This is a genomic window from Rhodococcus sp. BH4 (assembly GCF_002079265.1).
Taxonomy (GTDB): domain Bacteria; phylum Actinomycetota; class Actinomycetes; order Mycobacteriales; family Mycobacteriaceae; genus Rhodococcus_F; species Rhodococcus_F qingshengii.
On the sequence record NZ_CP014942.1, the window covers coordinates 464,602 to 486,100 of the forward strand.

Below are 21,499 nucleotides of genomic sequence, written 5' to 3' on the forward strand. Positions count from 1 at the left end.
CCCCACGATGGAACTTCCCGTAAGGGGAATGTCAACCCAGGGTGCGATCTCGCATCGATGCCTGGCTGCAAGCGGGATCGGTTCGGTCTCGAACGGGACCTCTCGGACTTGCCCTGCAGTGTTGACCTTGCTCTAGGGGGAGACTGCAGGATGCCCCTACAACCCGCCAGCGCGCAGAGGAGGATGCCATGAGTGCACAGGTCTCGATCGGTGACTTCGCAGTGATGACCAGCCTGAGCAGGAAAGCGCTCCGGCATTACCACGACATCGGCATTCTCGAACCAGCCCATATCGATTCCCGCACGGGCTACCGCTTCTACGACACCAGCCAGGTCGATCATGCACACATCATCCGACGGTTCCGATCGCTGGGCCTTTCCATTCCCGACATCAAAGCGCTGCTGAGCACCAACGACGCCGAAACTCGCACCGAGATCATCATGACTCATCTCGAACAGATGGAAGTGCGGCTGCAACAGACCCGCGACACCGTGAGCGCGCTGCGCGAGTTGCTGTCTCCAGTGCAGACCCCCGCCTTCGTGGCGGTGCGCCATGAAGCTGCGCTCGCCGTGTGGTCAATCGGCGCTATCCTCGAGGCTTCCGAGATCGACACCTGGTTCGCGGCGACGCTAAAGACTTTGCTGGACGCAGTTGCCGCGGTAGCAGGCGCACCGTCCGCAGTGGTGCCCGGTGGTCTCTACGAGCGAGCGCTCTTCCTCGAATCGCGCGGTAAAGCAACTCTCTTTGTCCCCGCGCTGCACTCCATCGAACCTCCGGAAGGCGTCCGTGCCGAGGTCTTACCTCAGGCTGAGTTCGCGGTGCTCACCCACTCCGGCGGACACGAAGGCATCGACCGCAGTTACGCGGCCCTGGGCACATACGTCAACGAGCAACTAATCAGCCGACAGGGGCCAATCCGCGAACACTACTTCGGCGGCACGCCCTCAGCTCCCACAATGTTCACCGCAACAGAAATCTGCTGGCCGATCTTCAACACCACCCCACCGTCACCATGACAACAGCCCGTGGCCGAAATAGCCCCCCCCCGGGGGGCGGAGCCCGTAGCCTCCAAGCGGCGCCATGGTCGAGAGCCGGTGTCAGGGCCCCGGCGATCATCGTCTCGGTGACAGCAGCACGCCTAGACCTCGCCGCCGCAGTGGTCGCAGCCATCGTCAAAACCATCCTCGGGTCGCCACCGACGCCGAACGCCGAACGAGTCGTCCCGACTCGTCGAGACCGCACATCAACGCACGGCCACCTGGCCGGCATTCGCCTAAACAATCGCAGCAGACGACGTGCTGCAAAGCCGACCACTGAGGATCGGCCAATCGACGGGGGCGATTGACACTGATCACCACGTGATAGTGGATGAGATAATTTGCAACACAAATGATTGCACCTGGTAATGAATGTTACGTATTCGGTCGATGAAATACGTTGTGATGTAACGAAATATGTTTGTCGTGAATGTGCGTCGAGGATGCCGCCCTTAAGCGTGGGCGTCGAAATGGACCGCTTGCCGCCTTCAGTTCCAGGTGAGTAAATGCCTGTCACTCAACCCGGTCGGTCGGATCTGCCACTGCATCCGCCTGTCCGGCGACGTGGCCACCTGCGGTGTCCTCCGAAGAGAACTCCGCTTCGCTCCGAGGGCGAGGACGCGACCAAGTTCTATAATCCGTCGATTTACCTCGGTTGATCGTGAAAGGGCCGTGACGCCGACGTGCGCCCTTTGCTCAGTCATTCCAAGCTTCCTGACCCGAGAAAGTCGCGAATGTCCTTGATGTCTCGGCGCGTATCTGTTCACAGGGGCATGATCGTCACGGGCGGTCTTCGTAGCGATCTGGGCGCGCCGGGCTGGTCTTACAGTCGGCACAGGGTCTTTCCGATGTTATGGCCGTTGAGCATTCCGACGAGCGCGGCGGGGGCTTGTTCGAGCCCCTCGAATACCGTCTCCTGGCAGGTCAGCCTTCTCGCGTTGAGGTGTCCGCCGACTTCCGAACGGAAGTCAGTGTAGAGCTCGTCATAGGTTCCTGCGCGAAAACCCCTTATTTGCAGGCTCTTTGCGGTGACTTGAAAGAGATTGGCAGGCCCGGGTACGGGGGAGTCGGTGTCGTAGGTCGAGACGGCGCCACACATTGCGACGCGTCCCCCTGGCCGTAGGTGATCCAGGGCCGCCCCCAGGTGATCTCCGCCGACGTTGTCGAAGTAGGCGTCGATACCGTCGGGGACGAACTCGGTCAGTTGCTTTTTCAGGTCGTCGGCGCGATAGTCGATCGCGTGCGAAGCCCCGAGCGTATTCCTGAGGTACTCGACTTTTTCCGGGCCTCCCGCCGAGGCGACAACCGTGTTGCCTCGCAAAGTTGCCAATTGCACCGCAATACTCCCGACGGCGCCAGCCGCTGCCGAAACCCACAGCACGTCTTCGGGTTTGAGCTCGAGGATCTCGAAAAGCCCTACGTAAGCGGTCAGCCCTGCACTGCCCAACGGACCTAGGTACCATTCCGGGGCGAACTCGCCTGGGTCGATCCTCGTCAATCCGCCGGCACCACCGAGAGTTTCACCGCCTGCGGTGACCACTGCATAGTCGCGGTAGCCGAACATGTGCGAGACCAGCTCACCGGCAGCGAATTCTGGACTTCGCGATTCGATGACGGTACCGAGCGCCAGACCGACCAATGGATCTCCGGGGGTCAGCGGTGGTAGGTATCCCGGTGTTGTTGCTGCATTGAGTCGCAGTCGGATCGACGGGTCGATTGACAGCCACGTGTTTCGGATCAAAACCTCGCCTGGCGCCAACGGGGGCACTTCGGCATGGACGATCGCGAGATTGTCCGGCACCAGACGGCCAGCCGGGCGCGAGGAGAGACACACAACTCGATTGTGAATGGTGATGACAGAGGCCTTTCGCGCAGATGGGAACTACCGCAGTCCGGGTGATGCCAGTTCGATGACGATGCCGAAACTAGCACGAATTTCGCCTAACTGAATTAAGTTTAGGTTATTGTTCGTTGATCGAGAGGGGCATCATGGATTGCGGTCGGTCAGTGAGCATCTTTGCGCCACTGCGCATCGGGCGACTCCGCATGATGCTTGGCTTCCAACTGTGCGTAAGCGTCGGGGTATGGATTCTGGTACTTGCGGTGCAGTGGACGTTCACCGAAGCCGGGGAGTCTGCGACGACGGTATCGATGGTTCAGTTCGCCGCCAGCTTGCCGTTCTTCGTGTTGGCGTTGCCGATCGGCGCGATGGCCGAGTTCGTCAGCCATCGTCTACTGCTTGTCGGTACCGCAATGGTGTTGACTGGGTCGACGATCGTGCTGGCGGTACTGCAGCAGTTGGGTTTGGCGAAAACTCCGATTTTGATGCTTGCGGTCTTCGTCGGCGGCGCAGGTCTGGCGTCCGTCGCTATCGTCTGGCAGGCGTTGCTGCCCAACATAGTCAGCCGCGAGATGATGGCGGTGGTTCCTGCGATCGACGGTGCCGTCTTCAATGGTGCGCGCGCGATCGGGCCGGTTATCGGTGGTGCCGTTCTCGCCGGCTGGGGATCGACTTCGGCTTTCGCCTTGACTGCCGCTCTGTTCGCCGTCTGCGTCTTCGTCGCGGCGCGGACGGTACCCGCATCGACCGGGCGGGTCGAAGTGCACAATTCGATAGGCCAGGCGGTGGCAGGAAGCGTGCGCTTCATTCGCCATTCCCGCTGGACCAGGCGATTGCTGCTGCGACTGACCATGTTCGGGATCCCGGCGAGTTGTCTGTGGGGGCTTCTGCCGATGGTCGCGCATGATCGGTTGCAGGTGAGCACGTTCGGGTTCGGAATCCTCTCTGGCGCAATCGGGATCGGCGCCGTGCTCGGTACGATCCTGCTGATGCCGCTGCGCGCGCGGATGAGTTGGAATCACTTCGTGGCGCTAGGCTCGGGTGCATATGCGCTCGCTCTGGTCGGTTTGGTCGTGATCCCGTGGGTCAGCGCGATGTTTGCCGTTCTTGTGGTGGTTGGCGCCGCGTGGGTCGGGGTTCAGAGCACCTGGATGATCGCCGCTCATGCCGTGGTTCCCCGATGGATCAAGGCGCGTCTTATCGCCTTCGTCATGTTGATGTTTCAGGGGAGCCAGGCGATCGGCGCCCTGTTATGGGGCGTCCTTGCCGACTCGCTCGGCCTCGTTCCCGCCGTGCTACTGGCCGCACTGTTGATGTTCGTCTCGGTGTTCGAGACACTTCGCCGCGGGATCATGCCGAGTGAGGCGATTGCCCCCGAACTGACCGGGGCACCGGATCCCTTGGCCCCTAATGCCGAATACTCCGGTCTGCGCGTGATCGTCGAGACCACCTATCACGTGCTCCCTGGCCGTACGGAAGAGTTTCTCGACAACGTGCACGAACTCAAACTCTCCCGGCGGCGTCTTGGTGCACTGCGCTGGAGCGTGTCGCGATCGGCAAACGAGCCCGACATCTACGTTGAACACTGCACGTTCCGTGATTGGTCTGAGTACCTCGCTCAGGAGACCGAGCGACTGACCGTTCCGGAGAACCGGGTGCGGACGAAATTGGCCAAATATCTTGTCTTAGCGCCGCAAACCCGAGTACTCGTCGAGCCGAAGCTATTTTGACAAAGCACGATGCCCGGTTTTGCACGTCTTCGGAAGACGTGCAAAACCGGGCATTACTACGGAACTGACCCCGATCAGACGGTGAATCTACCACCGTTGCTCAGTAGTACGGCCCCGACGACGTTGGCGGCACCCGGCGACGCCAGGTACAGGATGTTATCTGCCAATTCCTCGGCGGTTGCGTAACCGCGGAATCCGTCCTGTGTCATCGCAGCGCGAAGGTTGGCCGGAGTGCGACTGGCCATCCCTGTGTCGACCGGTCCCGGAGCGATCGTGTTAACCCGGATGCCAAAGGGTGCAACCTCTTTAGCTACAGCCTGGCTTACCGCATGAACTCCGGCCTTCGAAGCTGAGTAGTGTGGGTAGCCGACAAGCGTGTCGAACGCCGAGGACGAGCCGACCGTCACGATGGCGCCGCTGCGGGCTGGTTTCATCGCCCGGACTGCTTCGCGGAGTATGAAGAACGTACCGTCGAGGTTGATCGACATGACGCGTCGCCAATCTTCGTCTTCGAGGCGAGTGAGAACGTCAACCGGTTCACTACGCTCAGCTGCCTCGTAGATGCGCTGTTTACTCTTCGGGTCGTCGACGCCGGCGGCATGGACGACGATGTCAACCCGCCCCTGCTCGGCGATCACTCTCGTGAAAGCCTGGGCCACCTGCGCCGAATTGCCGACATCCAAACCGATGGCCTGGCCACCGACCACAGACGCTGCTACCTCGGTTACCGCGGCTTCGTTGACGTCGCACAGATACACCGCCACGGCGCCCCGGTCAGCGAGTAGACGCGCTGTGGCAGCGCCGATTCCGGAACCTGCTCCGGTTACCACTGCGACCTGGCCCTCGAACTGCCGATCAGACATCGAATACACCTTTCAGTCCCGTCGATCCGCTTGGCGACCGCGGGTATTACGAGTAGAACACGTGCACGTGGAACGGTTGTCAAGCAGTTCAGTTGAACAGGGCTTGGAGGTCGTCGCGGTAACGCGCGGCGCCGTCACCCGTGGTCACCTCGGTGTTCTGATCGGGAACCTCTTGAGCATTCGCGATCGAACCTTCGATGTCGGGCAACACCGAGCTGTAACCGACCGACGTGGCCTCCTGGCCGGGTCGGGTGACCATGAAGTCGGCCAATACCTGCGCGGCATTGGGATGCGGTGACGAGCCGAGAGTCAGGCCGTACCAACGCGCTCCCCAGATATGTTCTCCGGCAGACCATTCAACCGGTGCCCCGGACTCCTTGGATGCCAACATCGGATCGGCCATCAAGCCGGCGGCGATCTCACCGGAAGCGAGTGCCTGAGCGAGCGGCTGATTGCTCGGATAGATGCGTGGGTTCTGGTCGGCAAGCTTCTCCAGATACTCCCTGCCGCCGTAGTATTTCTCGATGTGGGAGTAGAAGTCCAGGTATGTCGGTGACGTTGACGGACTGACGATTCCGACCTTGCCCTTGAGCGCAGGAGCGAGAAGATCTGCCGGGGAAGAGACACCGCCGGGCAGCTGGTCGGTGTTCCAGCCGAATCCCAGGATCACTGCCCCTTCGAGGAAGTACTTGTCCGAGACGATGCTTGTATCCCGGCGATAGTCCGGGTTGTCGAAACTCGGGCCGATCGGCTTGGTCGCCTTGCCTGTATCCTTGACAGTATTCATCCACGACACGTCGGTGATCACCGCGAGGTCTCCGATTCCCTTGCCGGACTTGCTTTCGGCATCGATCTTGGAAAGCAGATCCGAATCGACTCCGCGGACTATCTCGAGATCGATTGCGGGGTAGGCCTTTTCGAAGGCAGTTTCCAGGGCTGCGAGTCGGGGCGCCGCCTGGGTCGAGTAAATCGTGACCTTTCCCTCGTCATTGGCCGCAGCAACGACGTCGTCCCACGAACCTGAAACCGGCTCTGACGGGGCAGCGGGAGCGTTGCTACACGCCGTCAACGCGAGCGCCACCGCGGCGAGTGCCACGGTTGTTCTGAAAACCTGAGGGATCATGCGAACTGCTCCGTTTCTGGTACCTGCCGACGCAGAATCAAACCTAATTCAGTTCATATTAGAGTGACTCAGCCCACAGTGCAACCGTCATGTCGGCAGTGACATCGATTGACTCACTCCTCGCTGCGCTTCTACTGTAATCAAATTGAGGTCAGTTCAATTTGAACGGGAGGCGCTCACCGGCGCCGGACAATTGGAGTGAATTTGAGTGGCAATGAATACGATCTGCTGGTAATCGGGGTTGGAATGGCCGGATTGACTGCTGGGGCAAAAGCTTCCGCAGCAGGCAGGCGAGTGTGTCTGATCGAGATCAGCTCCGATGTCGGAGGTTCGGCGCGATTCGCTGGATACGCCTGGACTGCACCGAATCACGACGTCATGGCCCAACAGAATCCGAGGGGCGACGAATCTCTCAAGCGCCACCTCGTCGACAGCTTCGATGGCGGGGTCGAGTGGATCCGCTCGATTGGCATTGATGTCGACCCGGCGCAGCCCATTCTTAGCTTCGGCCGCGGGCACAGATTCGACACCAATCACTATGTCGACACCTGCAAGCGAATCGTGCTCGACGCCGGTGGATCGGTCGTGTTCAATACCGCGACCGAAGGGCTCCTGTTCGAGGACGGTGCCGTCCGCGGCGCAGTGGTGCGTACGGATGCCGAGCCTGCGCGCGAGATTCGGGCCGGCCAGATCCTCCTGGCAACCGGCGGATTCCAAGGCAACAAGGAGTTGCTCGCTCAGTACGTCCACCCGGACGCGGGCCGGATGGCTTTGCGCTCGAATCCCTACAGTTGCGGCGAAGGTTACCGCCTTGCGGTCGAGGTCGGCGCGTCGACCGGGGTCGAGGATGCAGGCTTCTACGGGCATCTGATTCCGAGCGGTGTGGAACTTGCCGATCCCGCGGACTTCGTCGACATGTCGCTGTACTACAGCGAGCATGCTCTTCTCTTCAGTCTTGACAACGAACGGTTCGTCGACGAAACGCTCGGGGATCACCTCACCACGATGGCTCTTCTCGAACAGCCGCAGGGCCGAGGCCTGCTGATTGCCGACGCGCGCGTGCACCGCGACTGGATGGTCGCGTCGTATGTCGAAGGTGCTGTGGCCGTTGACAAATTCGAACTTGCCAGCAGGCGTGGCGGCAGGGTCGGCCTCGCCGAGGACCTCGAGGAACTCGAGTATTTGCCGGAGGAATGGGGATACGACGGAGCGGCGATCGCTGCGGCGATCAGGAAGTTCAACGAGGCGGCCTCCCAGGGTGCAGAACTGGTTCCAGGCCGTAAACTCGATCGCGCTCCCTTACTCGAGGGGCCCTACTACGTGATCGAAACGGTTCCCGCGGTCACCTTCCCGTTTCACGGGATTCGGATCGACACGCAAGCCCGAGTTCTGGACGCCGCCGGACTGCCCATCCCCGGACTGTTTGCGGCCGGCTCCGACACCGGCGGATTGTGGAACCGGGCGTACGCCGGTGGCCTCGCCTCGGCTCTGGTGTTCGGTCTGTCCGCAGCCTCCGCTGCCGTCGGCTGACTCGTTCCGTTGACGGTGTCGAGCCGTCGCCCGGTTTCTTCGAAGCAATTTCGACGTCCGTGAACTTCGTGATTGACATCACAAGCTACGGGCACTACCTTCGAACTGACATCAGTTCAGTTTAAGCGGGTGGCTCTCGATTCGGCAGCCTCCGCCCGAGACCAGGCGCGATGACACACCGCGCAGGGTCAGCTTCAGAAATGCCGACGCGAGAACATCTCTCACTGGAGTGCCCACGACATGTCGATACATCGACGTCCGACGGCATGCCCGAAAGGAAGCCATGAAGTCATTCGTCCGCACCCTGGTGGCGTTGAGCGCCGCCGCAGCCATGGTCGGCATCTCGGGATGTGGCAGTAGTGAACCCGCGTCTGCTGCCGTCGACGGCAGCTGGGAAGATGTGGTCGCCGCAGCGAACGAAGAGGGCAAGGTGATGCTCTATTCGAGCCAGAAGCCGGCCAACCTCGATGCGCTCAAGGTCGCATTCCACGCTGAGTACCCGCAAATCGAATTGGAATACGTTCGCGGTACCGATCCGGATATCAATCCCCGGGTCGAGACCGAACACAAGATCGGTAAGGGTACCGCCGACGTCCACATGCTCACCGACTCGGCGTGGATCCAGAACGCCGCCAAGTCCGGTACCTATTCCGCCGAATTGGTCGGGCCCGCACTCGAAGCCTCCGAATTCGATCCAGCGGCGAGCGTGCTCGACAACCGGTTCTTCCTCACCAGCGCGGCCGTCTTTGCGCTCGGCTGGAATACCGATGCGGTACCGAACGGACTGAAGACGCCGCAGGACATCCTCAATCCGGCCTACCGCGGCAAGATCGGCATCGTCAACCCTGTGGGGATCGCTTCGTACGTTGACATGTACCGGCACTTCGCGAACACATACGGGGAGGACTACTGGAACAAGCTTGCGGAGCTGCAACCCCGCATCTACCCGAGCGCGCTCGGTGTGGCCCAGGCCCTGACGTCCGGCGAGATCGTCGTCAGCCCCTCGGTGCAGCCGCTGGTGACCGAAATGAACTCAGGCGCGCCTGTCGACTGGGTGCTGCCGCAGCAGCCGTGGGGAACCCCGTGGTACTCCCACGTTTTGAACACGGCGCCGCATCCGAACGCCGCCCAGGTGTTGGCCAACTTCCTGGTAACTGTCGCAGGTCAGACCGCCCTCAACGACGGATACGCTGCTGCACTCCCGAATATCCCTGGGGCTGTCGCCCGGGCTCAGGACATCGCGCTGCCCAATCCCGAAGACTTGACACCGGAAAAGGTCGAGCAGTACTCCCAGCAGTGGCAAAAGCTCTTCCAGTAACACCGAAACATGGCTCCGCAGAACATAAGCGCCGATCAACAAGTGGAAGGCTGACCTTGAACCACCTCACGGATTCGATGCGGGGAACGAATGTTCTTGTCACGGGAGCATCCGGCGGTATTGGCGGGGCCTGCGCCGAACTGTTCGCCGCGCACGGCGCAACCGTGTACCTTACCGATGTCGACGACGACGCCGGAAGCGCGTTCACTGCGACGTTGGGCGCAAACGCGTATTACCGCCATCTCGACGTGACGAGCGAGACTGACTGGGCCGACGCAACAGCGGCGATGGCGGCGGCCGGCCACGACATGACGGTGCTGGTCAACAGTGCCGGAGCTGCGATGAAGGCTACTCTGGCAGATACGTCACTCGACCAGTTTCGTCGGATGATCGACCTGAATCTTGTTGGCACATTCCTGGGGCTGAAGGCCGCAGCCGCGTCAATGGCAGATGGTGGGTGCGTCATCAATCTCGCATCATTGCGTGGCGTGCTCGCGACCGCCGAGTTGGGTGCGTACGGCGCAGCGAAATTCGGGGTCCGAGCCCTGACCAAGGTGGCCGCACTCGAGCTTGCCGACCGCGGTATCCGAGTCAATTCCGTCTGCCCGGGCAGCATCGAAACCGAAATCACGTCGGTATCGGACTTCTCCAACGACGACGTCGAAGCGTATGTGCGCAGCATTCCGATGCAACGGCGCGGCGCGCCGAGCGAGGTCGCGAGGGTCATTCGTTTCCTGGCCACTGACGACAGCAGCTACGTAACCGGAACCGACATCCTCGTAGACGGTGGCCAGGCCGCCGGTGTTCGTACCCCCAAAATCTCGAACGAGAAAGTATAGAAATGGCATCACAATTCGCAGTTTCAGGTCTCACGAAGACTTACGGATCGAACGTGGTGGTCGATCAACTCGATCTCGAAATCGAGCAGGGCGAGTTCCTTGTCCTGCTCGGTCCGAGTGGTTGCGGCAAGACCACAACGCTGCGGTGCCTGGCGGGATTGGAAACACCTCAGGGCGGCTCGATCTCGTTCGGCGGTAGGCACGTTTTCGATGCCTCCACCAAAACCGATGTCCCCGCACACAAGCGGAACATCGGCATGGTGTTCCAGTCGTATGCGCTCTGGCCGCACATGACGGTCCGGGACAACATCCGATACCCGCTCAAGGTCCGCAAGCTCAAACAGGCCATCGCCGACGGTGCGGTGGAGAAGGCTGCCGAGATGGTCGATTGCGGCGCACTGCTCGATCGGTACCCGTCGCAACTCAGTGGTGGGCAGCAACAGCGAGTTGCGGTGGCCCGTGGACTCGTTGCGCAACCGGATCTGGTCTTGTTCGACGAACCCCTGAGCAACTTGGATGCACGCCTCCGCGACCAGGTGCGTTCCCAGATCCATCAGCTGCATCAAAGCCTGGGCTTTACCGCAGTTTTCGTCACGCACGATCAGGCCGAGGCTTTCGCTCTTGCCGACCGGATCGCAATCATGAAGTCCGGCAGAATCGAACAGTACGACGCGCCGGAGCACGTGTTCGAGAATCCGGTGTCCGAGTATGTCGCCGCTTTCATCGGCATGGGCAATCGACTGGAGCTGCGCCGCGCCCACGACGGTTGGAACACGAGCGCGAACGACGTCATCGATCTCAGCAACGCCAGCGTGCGGGACCGTGCTGACGAGGGCACCGCCGCGGTGGCGCGGTTCCGACCGGACGACGTGCAGATGCATGCCTCGATGGACGACGTTCCGGCCGGAAACGTTGCACTGCACGCCGAACTGGTGACATACGAGTATGCCGGACGACACTTCGACGTATTGGTCAAGACGGGTACCGAACAACTGGCATTGCGTGCCAGTGCCGCCGAACACAGTGCCACATTGCGCGCCAGTGATCCGGGTACGCCCATGGTGATCAGCTTCTCTCCGTCCAGTCTGCGGGTATACGCCGATCCGGACGCCACTGCGGTGACCGTTCCCGAACTGGTCGCACCGGGTGTAGGAGACCGATCCTGATGGCAACCGCAACCGCAACGGCCGGCGGATCCGTCAAGTCGTTCTCGATTTCACGGCAGTGGCAGGCCCGCATCGGCTACGCGATTCTGATCGCCGTTCTTGCGTATCTCGTAGTGCTGCCGATGATTCGGCTGCAGATGCTGGCGTTCGAGGACGGCGGCGCGGGTTACCGTACGCAGTACGGCCGCTACGATGTGGCCGAGGCGATCTGGACGACGATCGCCCTGGCACTCGGCTCGCTCGTGATCGCGATGGTCCTCGGTACCGTACTTGCGTTCGCCGCCAGCCGACTCCCGGAGAAACTGGGATGGCTTCGCATCGTCCCCATCCTCCCGATCGTCATGCCCGCCGTCGCAAACATCGTCGGCTGGGCATTCCTGCTCTCGCCCGGTCCCGGCTACCTCAACGTGCTCCTGCGCAAGCTCCCCTGGTGGAGCGGGACCGACACCGGACCCATCGACGTGTACACCATCCCGTGGATCGTGATCCTCACAGGTTTCGGCCTCACGTCGTTCGTCTACTTGTTCGTCAGCTCCGGCATGCAGAACATCAGTTCGGAACACCTCGAAGCCGCTCAGGTGAGCGGATCGTCAACGGTCGGAATCTTCTTCAAGATCGTGCTGCCCTTGCTGCGGCCTTCACTCATCTACGGCGGCGGAATCGCATTGCTACTCGGTCTGGGACAGTTCACCGGTCCGCTACTGCTGGGCCAGAATTCGGGCGTCAAGGTCCTGACCACGGAGATGTACCGCCGAGTGTCCGAGTCCCCTTCGGATTTCGCGGCCGCGGCAGCTGCCGGTTCACCACTGGTGATCTTCGGTTTAGTGCTCGTCCTGGTGCAAAAGGTGCTGCTGGGCAACCAGACTCGGTTTGTCACGCACGGAGGCAAGGCGTTTGCCTCGTCCACCGGCCGGGCTACCTGGGCGACGGCCACCGTGGTGATCTTCTCGATGTTCGCACTGGTCATTCCGCTGATCGGGCTGATCATCGTCTCGCTGACGCCGTATTGGTCAGGATCGCTGTCGTGGGGTTTACTGACCCTGGACAACTTCCGGGAGCTCTGGTCGACTAGTGCGATCACCGAATCCGTTGTCACCAGCGTACTTACCTCTCTGGGAGCGGTGATCATCTGCATTCCGATCGGGTACGCGCTGGCCAACCTCCTGGTCCGCGGGCGCCGCTTCAAGATACTGGCGCTGCTGGCCGATCTGATGACCGCCCTGCCGCTCGGCATCCCCGCAGTGATCTTCGGCGTCGGCTTCCTGCTGACCTACACCGAACCGCCGTTCATCCTGTACGGCACCCGCACAGTCATCATCCTCGTCTACATCGTTCTGATGTTGCCGTTCGCCACACGAATGCAGATGACAGCCATGCTTGCGCTCGGAAACACATACAACGAGGCCTCGGCCACCAGCGGTGCATCCCCCTTCGTCACGACGCTGCGAATCATGTTGCCGCTCATGCGTCCGACGGTTCTCAGTGCCGTCGCGCTGATGTTCATCTTGCTCACTCACGAGTTCGCCGCGTCGCTCCTGGTACGCGCTTCCACAACTCAGGTGATGGGAACGCTGCTGTTCGACATGTGGCAGAACGGTTCGTATCCGATGGTGGCCGCCATGGCGCTGCTGATGACCGCGGTGACCACGATCGGCGTTGCCATCGCCATGCTGGTCGGCGGGCGTAACGTCCTGAGCAAGCTGTGACAGAAAGTGAAGCTGAAACGATGTCGGTAGGCAATACTCGTTTGCGTGAGAAAGTGGTACTGGTTACCGGAGCCACCGGCGGTATCGGCGTCGAAATCGTCGGCCGCCTTGCATCCGAGGGTGCTTCGGTGATCGTGACTGATATCAGTGGTGACGCGTGCGCCGAAGTGGTCGCGAAGCAGGATCAGCCCGACCGCCATCAGGCTCTCGCACTCGACATCGCTCGCGAAGAGCAATGGCAGAGGGTCATAGAGGCTGTCACCGAGCGGTATTCCCGACTCGACGCCGTGGTGAACAACGGTGCGATCGGTAGTTTGGCTTCCGTCGTCGACGAAGACGTCGATCGGTACAACAAAGTCATCGAGGTCAGTCAGACCGGAACGTGGCTCGGCATGAAACACGCCGGGGCCTATATCGAAAGCACTGGCGGCGGTTCGGTCGTCAACATCTGCTCGATCCTCGGCACGGTCGGCGGATTGGGTAACAGCTTCGCCTACGCGGCCGCCAAGGGTGCGGTCCGCACGATGACAAAGAACGCCGCATTGCACTGGGCCACGAAGGGTGTGCGCGTGAATTCGGTGCATCCGGGATTTATCGAGACCCAGCAACTGCTGCGGCGTTACGAGGGTAGTGAGCGGCACCGGGCGATGATTGCGAATACGCCGATGGGCCGACTCGGCACGGCTTCAGAAGTTGCTGCCGCCGTAGCTTTTCTGGCTGGCGATGACTCGACGTTCGTCACCGGTATCGAACTCTATGTCGACGGCGGATGGACCTGCGCCTGAGGGGGTCGGTAAACGGGGTGGATCTCTTCAGTTCGAACTGAAGAGATCCACCCCGTTCCTGTTTTGCACGGACAACTGCCCACGTTCGACAAGCACGTCGAGGTGGGCAAGCGTCTCGCAGGTGGCCACCATCTGGTTGAAGGTATCGAGAGAATCGAAGCCGCGTTCGCGCCGGGTCCAGGTCAACACCTGCGCCACTTGCAGCCCTGAGACCTCGCCCAATTCGGCTACCGCAGAAGCAGTCTGACCTAGACGGTGATCGTGGTGCGCCAACAACTCCCGGCATCGCGCGTGCAGACCCGCACCGGTGCCGCCGTGCGCCGGCATCACGATCCGGTCCCGGTCGTCGAGCATCATCTCCAGCGAGCGGAGGTACGCTCCGAGTGGCAGCTCCCAATCGCCGAGTTCGAATCCGATCGACGGCGTGATCGTCGGCAACACGTGGTCTCCGGTGAAAGAGACGTCGCGTTCGAGGTCATGAAAAACCATGTGCCCCTTGGTGTGTCCGGGAGTGTGTACCGCGGACAAGCGATGGCCTGGAATATCGAGAGCGCCGGGGGAGAGCCAGTGATCGGGAGCCTCCCAGTCCGAGGGCTCGAAGGGTTCGTCGATCGAGTCTCGAGAGACCTGCTCGGCGATTGTCGCTGCGCCGGATCGGTGCAGCTGAAGAATTGAGCTCTCCGGAACATTGTTGCCCAGCTTGGCGATTGCGGCGATGCCGGGAGATTCGGCTGCGCCGAGGTGGATTCGAGAGCCATGCCGTCGACGCAGTTCAACGGCAAACGTGTAGTGGTCACGGTGGACATGCGTGACATAGATGTCGTGAATCTCCGCCGGGTTGCGACCGATCAGCGCTAGGGCGTCGGACAGTTCGGCGTGCGTGCTGTTGCGATGCCAACCGCCGTCGACCAGCGCCAGTCCGTCCGTGGTCTCGAGCGCGTAGACGTTGATTGCACGCAGGCCGTCCTGCGGCATCTGCAATGGGATCCGGAAAACGCCGTCGGCGACGCGATAGCAACCGGGCCGATCCCAAGAGTCGGTCATTTTCCGCTGTCGGCGAGCGGCACCATGGTCTTTTCGTCGCCGTACCACATCATCCGGCGGCCACCCATGGTTCCGACGTGATCAACGGCGGCCTGCCACTGCGGACTCGCCAGCGCGGCTTCGAGTGCCTCCCGCGATTCGAAACTCAAGACGGACAAGCCATCCCACCCCTCCGACTTGCTGCCAAAAGCTTCGAGCAATTCGGTGTGCTGCCATCGCAGAAGGCCGGGAAGGGGATAGGTGACCTCCGCGTGTTCGCCGCGCCACCAAGTGATGAACTGCTGATGGGTCCAGTCGGTGGGGCGGGATGCGACGAGAACAAGATTGTACATTTCAACTCCTAATTGAATTCACTTTAGTTTAAGAGGGCAGTCAAAATTGATACTCGCCGTGCGCGGAGTGATCTACGCGCACACCATCCGCAGGGCCGCATCGGTCACTCGTTCGGCGATCTCTGTCAGGCTGAGTTTGCCGTCCGGTCGGTACCAGCGCCAAACACTGATCACGAGGGCCAAGACGAGTCGGCCCATCAAACGAGGATCGGAATCAGCGAAGACGCCTTCCTTGATTCCGTTCGCGATCAGTGCGGTCCACTTTTCTTCGATCGCTTGGACGAGTTCACGGGACTTCAGTCGTTCGGACTCCTCTTTTTCCGACTGTCGTTCCGCAGCAAGAAGATCCATGTGGCTCTGAAGAATGCGGCGCTGCAGAGCATCCCTCGGTGAAGCCTTGAGTGATACGACGATTGCCGCCCTGAGTGCCGTTGTGGGATCCGAGTCGACCTCGGTTGCAACAGTGACTCGCTCCAACGAATCGGCCAACTCCAGCCGCATGATTGTCAGCAGGCAATGTGCTTTCGACTCGAAATAGTGATAGAGCGCCGTCTGTCCGATACCGACCTCGTCGGCGATCGACGCCCACTTGGTGTGCTCGTAACCCAGTTCGCCGAACTGGTCGATCGCCGTGGCAAGAATGAGAGTTCGTTTGGAGCGCGGACTCTCCCGGCGCAACGCGGTCTCTGCTGTCATGTGGCTCCCCCGGAGGTGCGTGGATGATTAGTTCGACCTTACCCCTTTTTGAGATGAACTCGTGTCAACTTCAGAGGCCAGGCCTGAGGCGAGCGCGACCGCATCGGTCCTGGAAAGTTTGCCGACTCGGTTCTGCGGAAGGTCTTCGACGGAGAAGAGAAACTCCGGCCACTTGAACTTTGGAAAGCCCCTCGCGGCAAGCTGGGTGGTCGCCTCCGCCAGCGTCAGCGGTTGACCACCGGTGACGACGAGGGCTGCCGCGCGCTCGCCGAGGAGGTCGTCCGGCACCGGCACAACGCAGACCTGAACCACTGCGGGTAGCGACGCGATCGCCGATTCCATTTCGTTGATGTCGATATTGCGGCCGCCGCGGATGATGATTTGTTTCTGGCGTCCCATGACGCAGATAGACCCGTCTTCGCCGACTTCGACCAGATCGCCCGTCGGCAGGAAGCCGTCCGCGGTGAGCTCGGGCAGTACCGGAGCACCGCCGCGCGCATAACCGACGAACAGCGACGGTCCCTTCACCTGAGCATCCCCGATCTCACCTGCAGTGAGCAATGCCCCGGCGGCGTCGACCGCGCGAACGACGGTGCCAGGGAACGGGCGGCCGTCCCGCCCCAGCCTGATGGCCGGCGGATCATCCAGACGCGGGGTCGTGTGGCCCAGGCATTCGGACATGCCGAATACTCGAAGGAAGGTGGTACCCAGGACGGTTTCGGCGTTCCCGAGTGTGCGCTCGTTCATCGGACCGCCACCAACCGTCAGGGCGCGCATCGCCGAGAGCTTACCGTCAGCTCTTTCGGTAACCGAGAGCTGTAGGGCCATGGTCGGCACCAACATCGTCCAGGCGACCCGATGCTGCGCCATTGCCTCCAGTGCTACCGCAGGCGACCACTTGGCGATCGAAACCATCTGTCCGCCAAGGAAGGCAGGTAGATACATCCCGAAACAGAAAGCTGCGACCGACGACAGCGGCACAAAAGCGCCGACCGCCTCACCCTGTTGCAATCCGACGGTATCGATGGTGCTCCGGCACGCGTAGCGGATTGCCTCTTCGGACTGGACGACACACTTCGGGCGACCGGTCGAACCGGAGGTCATTGCGATCGCGGTGCCGCCGCGCCAGCGCTCGATCGGGGCGAAAACGCCCTGCCGAGACCTGAGCACTCGCGTGCCGAAAGCCGTTAGGGAACCGGCAAACTGGTCGTCCTTGATGCCCCAGTGGGTCAGTGCATCGGCATCGGCAACCACGAGATCCGGGTCGATGTCGTCGATCGCCATCTCGAATTCGGATTCGGTGGCGTGTGGGCTGAAGACCGCCACTACGCCGCCGCGAAGTCCGATCGCGAGGGCGGTAGCCACCGTCTGCCACGTATTGTCGGCTTGAATGAGTGCAGTGGGCGCTCCGCTGTCGAGCGAAGCGATGGTATCGGCCAGCGAGCGAGCCGCCTCGACGATCGAACCGATTGTGTGAGAACCTAACTCGTCGATCACCGCAATCTCTGCCGGATTGCCTTCCGCCCGGGCGAGCATCTCCTGTGCCAGCAACTTCACTGCGGCGTCCCTCTTCCGTCTTCGAGTTCGATTGTGTGTTGGATGGTTACAGCGATGAAGGGGCTGTGGGCACCAGTACGGCGCGGCCGGACAGATCGCCTGAACGCAGGCGATCGTAGGCCTCCAGCGCGCTGTCGAACGGGAACGTGGTCACCTCGGCATGCAGCTTTCCTGCACTGGCGAGTTCGACCACTTGACGCAGGTCCTCGATGGTGCCCCAGAACGGCGCCCGAACTTGCCAGCCGTTGACCAAACCCAAGCTCTTGCCGACGGTCAGTTGCCCGCCCGCACTTCCCACGACGACAACTCGGCCGCCGGGAGCGAGAAGCTCCGGAGCGGGTTCGACCGTCGCCTGAGCCCCGACAAAGTCGAAGACCACGTCGGCACCGCCGAGGCACGCCACAGCCTCTGTCGCTTCCGCGAGCGTCGCAAAACACGCGTGTGCTCCCGATTCGAGCGCGAGAGCGTGTGTCTGCGTTCTTGTCTCGACGGCGATGATGTCTGTGACGCCGAAAGAGCGCAGGATCTGCACCGCCAGATGGCCGAGACCGCCGATTCCTATCACCAAAGCCACAGTGTCCGAGTCGATGAGGTCGCTGTTGGTCCGGATCGCATGATATGCGGTCAGGCCGGCGTCGGCGAGCGGAGCGGCCTGCTGGGGGCTCAGCGAACCGACGCGAACGAGAACAGCTTCCGAGGGCACCAGCAGGTATTCCGCCAGCCCGCCCGGATGGCCCAACCCGTTTCCGATCGGACTGAGTCGGCCGTCCCCACGCGGAACTTTCTCCAAGCAGTAGTTCTCGCGCTCGCGCCGGCAATTGCGGCACCGGCCACATGGCCAAACACCATGAATGACAACATTTTCACCGATCCACGCGTGATCGGCCAGCGGCCCCGCACCGACGACGGTACCGGCAACCTCATGACCGAGTGTGAGAGGCAACGGGTAATCGAAACGTCCGGCGGGCGAATCCATGACGTGCAGATCCGAGCGGCACAGACCAGCGGCGCCGACTTTGATCAACAGTTGTCCCTCAGCGGGCTCGGGTACGGGGACCTCACGCACCTGCGGAGGCTGACCCCACGCCGTCAGTTGGACTGCCAACATCAGCGCGCCGTCCAACCACCGTCGACAACCAGCGCCTGGCCGGTCATGTACGAGGAGGCATCCGAGGCCAGGAACAGCACTGCGCCGTTTATCTCACCTTCGACCCCGCCGCGGCCGAGCATGGTGTTCTTACGCACCCACCCCGCCGATTTGTCATTGCTGAACAGTCCGTCGGTCATCTCCGTATCGAACCACCCAGGCACGACGGAGTTCACGCGGATCCCCCTGCGTCCCCACTGACCGGCCAATTCCCGGGTCAAGCCGAGTGCTCCGGCCTTGGAGGCCGCATAGCTCGCGCCGCCGATCGGGGCCGTGGACACCAGCCCGATCACCGAGGAGATGTTGATGTACGACGCGCGTTCGTTCTCCGGAAGTCGGGTCGAGGCGTACGTCGCCAGGTGAAAGCCTGATACCAGATTGAGCTCGAGTACCGAATTGAATCCCGCGATGGTTTCGTCCTCGGCGTTCGGAGGTCCGGGAATGCCGGCATTGTTGACGAGTACGTCCAGACGTCCGAACTGTTCGTAACACCCGTCGATCAGGGCGCGCCGATCGGCGTCGTCAGTGATGTCGCAACGAACCGGAACGATCCCCGGTACCTCGGCTGCCAAGTCCTGCAAGCGGTCGAGCCGGCGGGCCGCGGCGTACACCGTGGCCCCGGCACTGGCCAGTGTGCGCGCAAACCCCATTCCGAGACCAGACGACGCACCCGTCACGATCGCTACCCGCCCGGCCAGCCCGAACATCTCGGTCAGCATCTGTCCACCCTCGAATCCGTTGTCTGTCATGGCTTTACTGCGATATCAGGACATCGCAGCGTCAGTACACGGCGGTTCGGCCGCCGTCGACCGGGATGAGCGCGCCGGTCGTGTAGCCGGCCGCATCCGAGGCCAGGTGCGTTACCAGACCGGCGATCTCCTCCGGCCGGCCCAGTCGCCCGGCAGGCAGACGGTCCACGATCTTTCCGATGAACTCGTCGTCCCAGTTCTCGGCCATGTCGGTAGCGAAACCACCCGGCATCACACAGTTGACCCGCACCGTCGGCGCGTACTCTTGCGCAAACGCCCGGGTGAGCGCATTGAGGCCGTTCTTGGCCGCGGCGTACATCGCTTCCGGAGGGCTCGGGCGCTCCGCTCCGATACTGGAGATGTTGATGATCGAGCCGCCGCCGGCCGCCCGCATCCGGTCTCCCGCGACGGCCATCAGCCGGAAAGGTCCCTTGACGTTCACCTCGATTGTTTTGTCCCACAGTCCTTCCGAGGCGGCGAGCAAGTTGTCGGCCAGCGGTGCGATGCCGGCATTGTTGATAACGATGTCGAGGCTGCCGAATTCGGCAATGATCTTCTCGACCGCGGGCTCGATACTGTCCCAGTGCCCGACGTGCAGGGCGAACGGGTGAGCGGTTCCGGGACCGGTGTCACCGAGCGACGCCACCGCTTCGCGGCAGGATTCGAGCTTTCGACTGGAGACGATCACGGTCGCGCCCGCGTCCCGGAGTCCGCGCGCGATGGCCAGTCCCAAACCGCGGCTCGCGCCGGTCACGAGTGCGACCTTACCGGTCAATTCTGGTGTACTCATTTGTGCTTCTTCACCTCGAGGCGGGCAATGGTGCGCAGATGGACCTCGCTGGGTCCGTCTGCAATCTGCAGGGCGCGGGTAATCGCATACAGCCGAGCCAGGATCGTGTCATTGCTGACTCCGGCGGCGCCGTAAGTCTGCACCGCGCGGTCGACAACCTTGTGCGCAACTTCCATTGCTGCCACCTTGATAGCGGCCACTTCCGAGCGCGCAGACGCGTTGCCCTGGGTATCCATCAACCAAGCCGACTTGAGTACGAGCAACCTGATTTGGTCGATCTCGATGCGGCTGCGGGCAATCCATTCACGCACTACGCCGCGGTCGGTAAGGGGGCCTCCGAACGCTTCCCTTTCGAGCGCGCGCTTACACATCATGTCCAGTGCCCGTTCTGCCATACCGACGGCGCGCATCGCGTAGTGCATCCGGCCGGGGCCCAGGCGTCCCTGTGCGATGGCAAATCCGTCGCCCTCGGTGCCGAGCATGTTTGCAGCCGGTACCCGAACATCGGTGAATTGAACTTCGCCGTGGCCGAGGCGGTCTTGGAAGCCGAACATCGGCAGATCCCGAATGACCTCAACGCCGGGCGCGTCGGCCGGTACCAGGATCATGCTCTGCTGTCGGTAGGTCGGGCCTTCGGGATCCGACTTGCCCATGAAGATCATGAGCTTGCAGTCAGGATCGAGGATGCCGGAGGTGTACCACTTACGGCCGTTGAGCACGTATTCGTCACCATCACGTTGGATAGTCGATCGAATGTTTGTCGCATCCGAACTTGCCACGGCCGGTTCGGTCATCGCAAAAGCCGAACGAATACTGCAGTCCAGCAACGGCTTCAACCACTGCGTCTTCTGTTCGTCGGTGCCGAACATGGCGAGGATCTCCATGTTTCCGGTATCGGGAGCCGAGCAGTTGATCGCCTCGTTACCGATGATGGAGCGGCCGACGATCTCAGCCAGCGGAGCGTATTCGAGATTGGTGAGCCCGGCACCGAGTCCGTCGTGCGTCATGAACAGATTCCACAGACCCAATTCGCGTGCCTTCGCCTGCAGATCGCGCATGATCTGGGGCTGTTCGTGCGGGTCGTCGTTCGCAGCGACCTGGGCGTCGTACACCGATTCCGCCGGATAGACGTAATCGGCCATGAAAGATTCGAGCTTGCCGAGCAGCTCCTCGGTCCGCGGGGAATAGGCGAAATCCACGGTAGGTCTCCTTAGGTGATTATCAAGCGACGCAAAAGACCAGCGGCC

19 protein-coding genes are annotated in these 21,499 nt (G+C 61.7%); 8 read left to right on the plus strand and 11 right to left on the minus strand.

All coding sequences use genetic code 11. The features are described 5' to 3' along the window. Positions 1 to 188: 188 nt before the first annotated feature. A complete protein-coding gene (locus A0W34_RS31545) occupies positions 189 to 1,016 on the plus strand; it encodes a MerR family transcriptional regulator (RefSeq protein ID WP_081559415.1) in 828 nt (275 codons plus the stop codon). A gap of 844 nt (positions 1,017 to 1,860) precedes the next feature. Here A0W34_RS31545 and A0W34_RS31550 read toward each other — a convergent pair. Continuing rightward, the gene (locus A0W34_RS31550; protein ID WP_232330104.1) at positions 1,861 to 2,871 is read right to left on the minus strand and encodes an NADP-dependent oxidoreductase; all 1,011 of its coding nucleotides are present in this window, start codon (positions 2,869 to 2,871) and stop codon (positions 1,861 to 1,863) included. 173 nt (positions 2,872 to 3,044) lie between these two features. Here A0W34_RS31550 and A0W34_RS31555 point away from each other — a divergent pair, with 173 nt between their 5' ends. Then, positions 3,045 to 4,607, plus strand: a complete 1,563-nt coding sequence (locus A0W34_RS31555) for an MFS transporter (protein WP_198035746.1) — start codon at positions 3,045 to 3,047, stop codon at positions 4,605 to 4,607. A gap of 74 nt (positions 4,608 to 4,681) precedes the next feature. On the opposite strand, the gene A0W34_RS31560 is transcribed toward A0W34_RS31555, so the two are convergent. Further along, entirely contained in the window at positions 4,682 to 5,470 is a 789-nt protein-coding gene (locus tag A0W34_RS31560; protein WP_081559421.1) for an SDR family NAD(P)-dependent oxidoreductase, read from the minus strand. Between the two features lie 88 nt (positions 5,471 to 5,558). Next, positions 5,559 to 6,593, minus strand: coding sequence for an ABC transporter substrate-binding protein (locus A0W34_RS31565; RefSeq protein ID WP_081559423.1), 1,035 nt, complete (start codon positions 6,591 to 6,593; stop codon positions 5,559 to 5,561). Positions 6,594 to 6,797: 204 nt separating this feature from the next. On the opposite strand from A0W34_RS31565, the gene A0W34_RS31570 reads away from it, so the two are divergent. The 6 genes from A0W34_RS31570 to A0W34_RS31595 all read left to right on the plus strand — a co-directional run bounded on the left by A0W34_RS31570 (position 6,798) and on the right by A0W34_RS31595 (position 13,937). Further along, positions 6,798 to 8,123, plus strand: a complete 1,326-nt coding sequence (locus A0W34_RS31570) for an FAD-dependent oxidoreductase (protein ID WP_198035747.1) — start codon at positions 6,798 to 6,800, stop codon at positions 8,121 to 8,123. Positions 8,124 to 8,406: 283 nt separating this feature from the next. Further along, positions 8,407 to 9,441: an ABC transporter substrate-binding protein gene (locus tag A0W34_RS31575; protein ID WP_081559427.1), complete on the plus strand. Its 1,035-nt coding sequence runs from the start codon at positions 8,407 to 8,409 to the stop codon at positions 9,439 to 9,441. Between the two features lie 77 nt (positions 9,442 to 9,518). Beyond that, entirely contained in the window at positions 9,519 to 10,280 is a 762-nt protein-coding gene (locus A0W34_RS31580; RefSeq protein WP_081559429.1) for an SDR family NAD(P)-dependent oxidoreductase, read from the plus strand. A 2-nt stretch (positions 10,281 to 10,282) separates the two neighbouring features. Continuing rightward, positions 10,283 to 11,446 carry an ABC transporter ATP-binding protein gene (locus A0W34_RS31585; RefSeq protein WP_081559431.1) on the plus strand — a complete coding sequence of 388 codons (1,164 nt, stop codon included), beginning with the start codon at positions 10,283 to 10,285 and terminating at the stop codon, positions 11,444 to 11,446. After that, positions 11,446 to 13,152 carry an ABC transporter permease gene (locus A0W34_RS31590; protein WP_081559433.1) on the plus strand — a complete coding sequence of 569 codons (1,707 nt, stop codon included), beginning with the start codon at positions 11,446 to 11,448 and terminating at the stop codon, positions 13,150 to 13,152. The genes A0W34_RS31585 and A0W34_RS31590 overlap by 1 nt, the downstream gene beginning before the upstream one ends. A gap of 20 nt (positions 13,153 to 13,172) precedes the next feature. Continuing rightward, the gene (locus A0W34_RS31595) at positions 13,173 to 13,937 is read left to right on the plus strand and encodes an SDR family NAD(P)-dependent oxidoreductase (RefSeq protein ID WP_081559668.1); all 765 of its coding nucleotides are present in this window, start codon (positions 13,173 to 13,175) and stop codon (positions 13,935 to 13,937) included. Between the two features lie 27 nt (positions 13,938 to 13,964). On the opposite strand, the gene A0W34_RS31600 is transcribed toward A0W34_RS31595, so the two are convergent. From A0W34_RS31600 to A0W34_RS31635, 8 genes are all read right to left on the minus strand, one after another. Beyond that, positions 13,965 to 14,981, minus strand: coding sequence for an MBL fold metallo-hydrolase (locus A0W34_RS31600; RefSeq protein ID WP_081559435.1), 1,017 nt, complete (start codon positions 14,979 to 14,981; stop codon positions 13,965 to 13,967). Next, positions 14,978 to 15,313 carry an EthD family reductase gene (locus tag A0W34_RS31605; protein ID WP_081559437.1) on the minus strand — a complete coding sequence of 112 codons (336 nt, stop codon included), beginning with the start codon at positions 15,311 to 15,313 and terminating at the stop codon, positions 14,978 to 14,980. Before A0W34_RS31605 ends, A0W34_RS31600 begins: the two co-directional genes overlap by 4 nt. Before the next feature lie 72 nt (positions 15,314 to 15,385). Further along, positions 15,386 to 16,009: a TetR family transcriptional regulator gene (locus A0W34_RS31610; protein WP_081559439.1), complete on the minus strand. Its 624-nt coding sequence runs from the start codon at positions 16,007 to 16,009 to the stop codon at positions 15,386 to 15,388. Between the two features lie 27 nt (positions 16,010 to 16,036). Then, complete coding sequence (locus tag A0W34_RS31615) at positions 16,037 to 17,545, minus strand: class I adenylate-forming enzyme family protein (protein WP_081559670.1); 1,509 nt, start codon at positions 17,543 to 17,545, stop codon at positions 16,037 to 16,039. Between the two features lie 67 nt (positions 17,546 to 17,612). Further along, the gene (locus tag A0W34_RS31620; RefSeq protein WP_081559441.1) at positions 17,613 to 18,674 is read right to left on the minus strand and encodes an NAD(P)-dependent alcohol dehydrogenase; all 1,062 of its coding nucleotides are present in this window, start codon (positions 18,672 to 18,674) and stop codon (positions 17,613 to 17,615) included. Next, the gene (locus A0W34_RS31625) at positions 18,674 to 19,462 is read right to left on the minus strand and encodes an SDR family NAD(P)-dependent oxidoreductase (protein WP_081559443.1); all 789 of its coding nucleotides are present in this window, start codon (positions 19,460 to 19,462) and stop codon (positions 18,674 to 18,676) included. The genes A0W34_RS31620 and A0W34_RS31625 overlap by 1 nt, the downstream gene beginning before the upstream one ends. Before the next feature lie 31 nt (positions 19,463 to 19,493). Continuing rightward, positions 19,494 to 20,252, minus strand: coding sequence for an SDR family NAD(P)-dependent oxidoreductase (locus A0W34_RS31630; protein WP_081559445.1), 759 nt, complete (start codon positions 20,250 to 20,252; stop codon positions 19,494 to 19,496). Beyond that, positions 20,249 to 21,451 (minus strand): acyl-CoA dehydrogenase family protein, encoded by a 1,203-nt coding sequence (locus tag A0W34_RS31635; RefSeq protein WP_081559447.1) that lies wholly within the window; start codon positions 21,449 to 21,451, stop codon positions 20,249 to 20,251. The genes A0W34_RS31630 and A0W34_RS31635 overlap by 4 nt, the downstream gene beginning before the upstream one ends. Positions 21,452 to 21,499 lie beyond the last annotated feature (48 nt).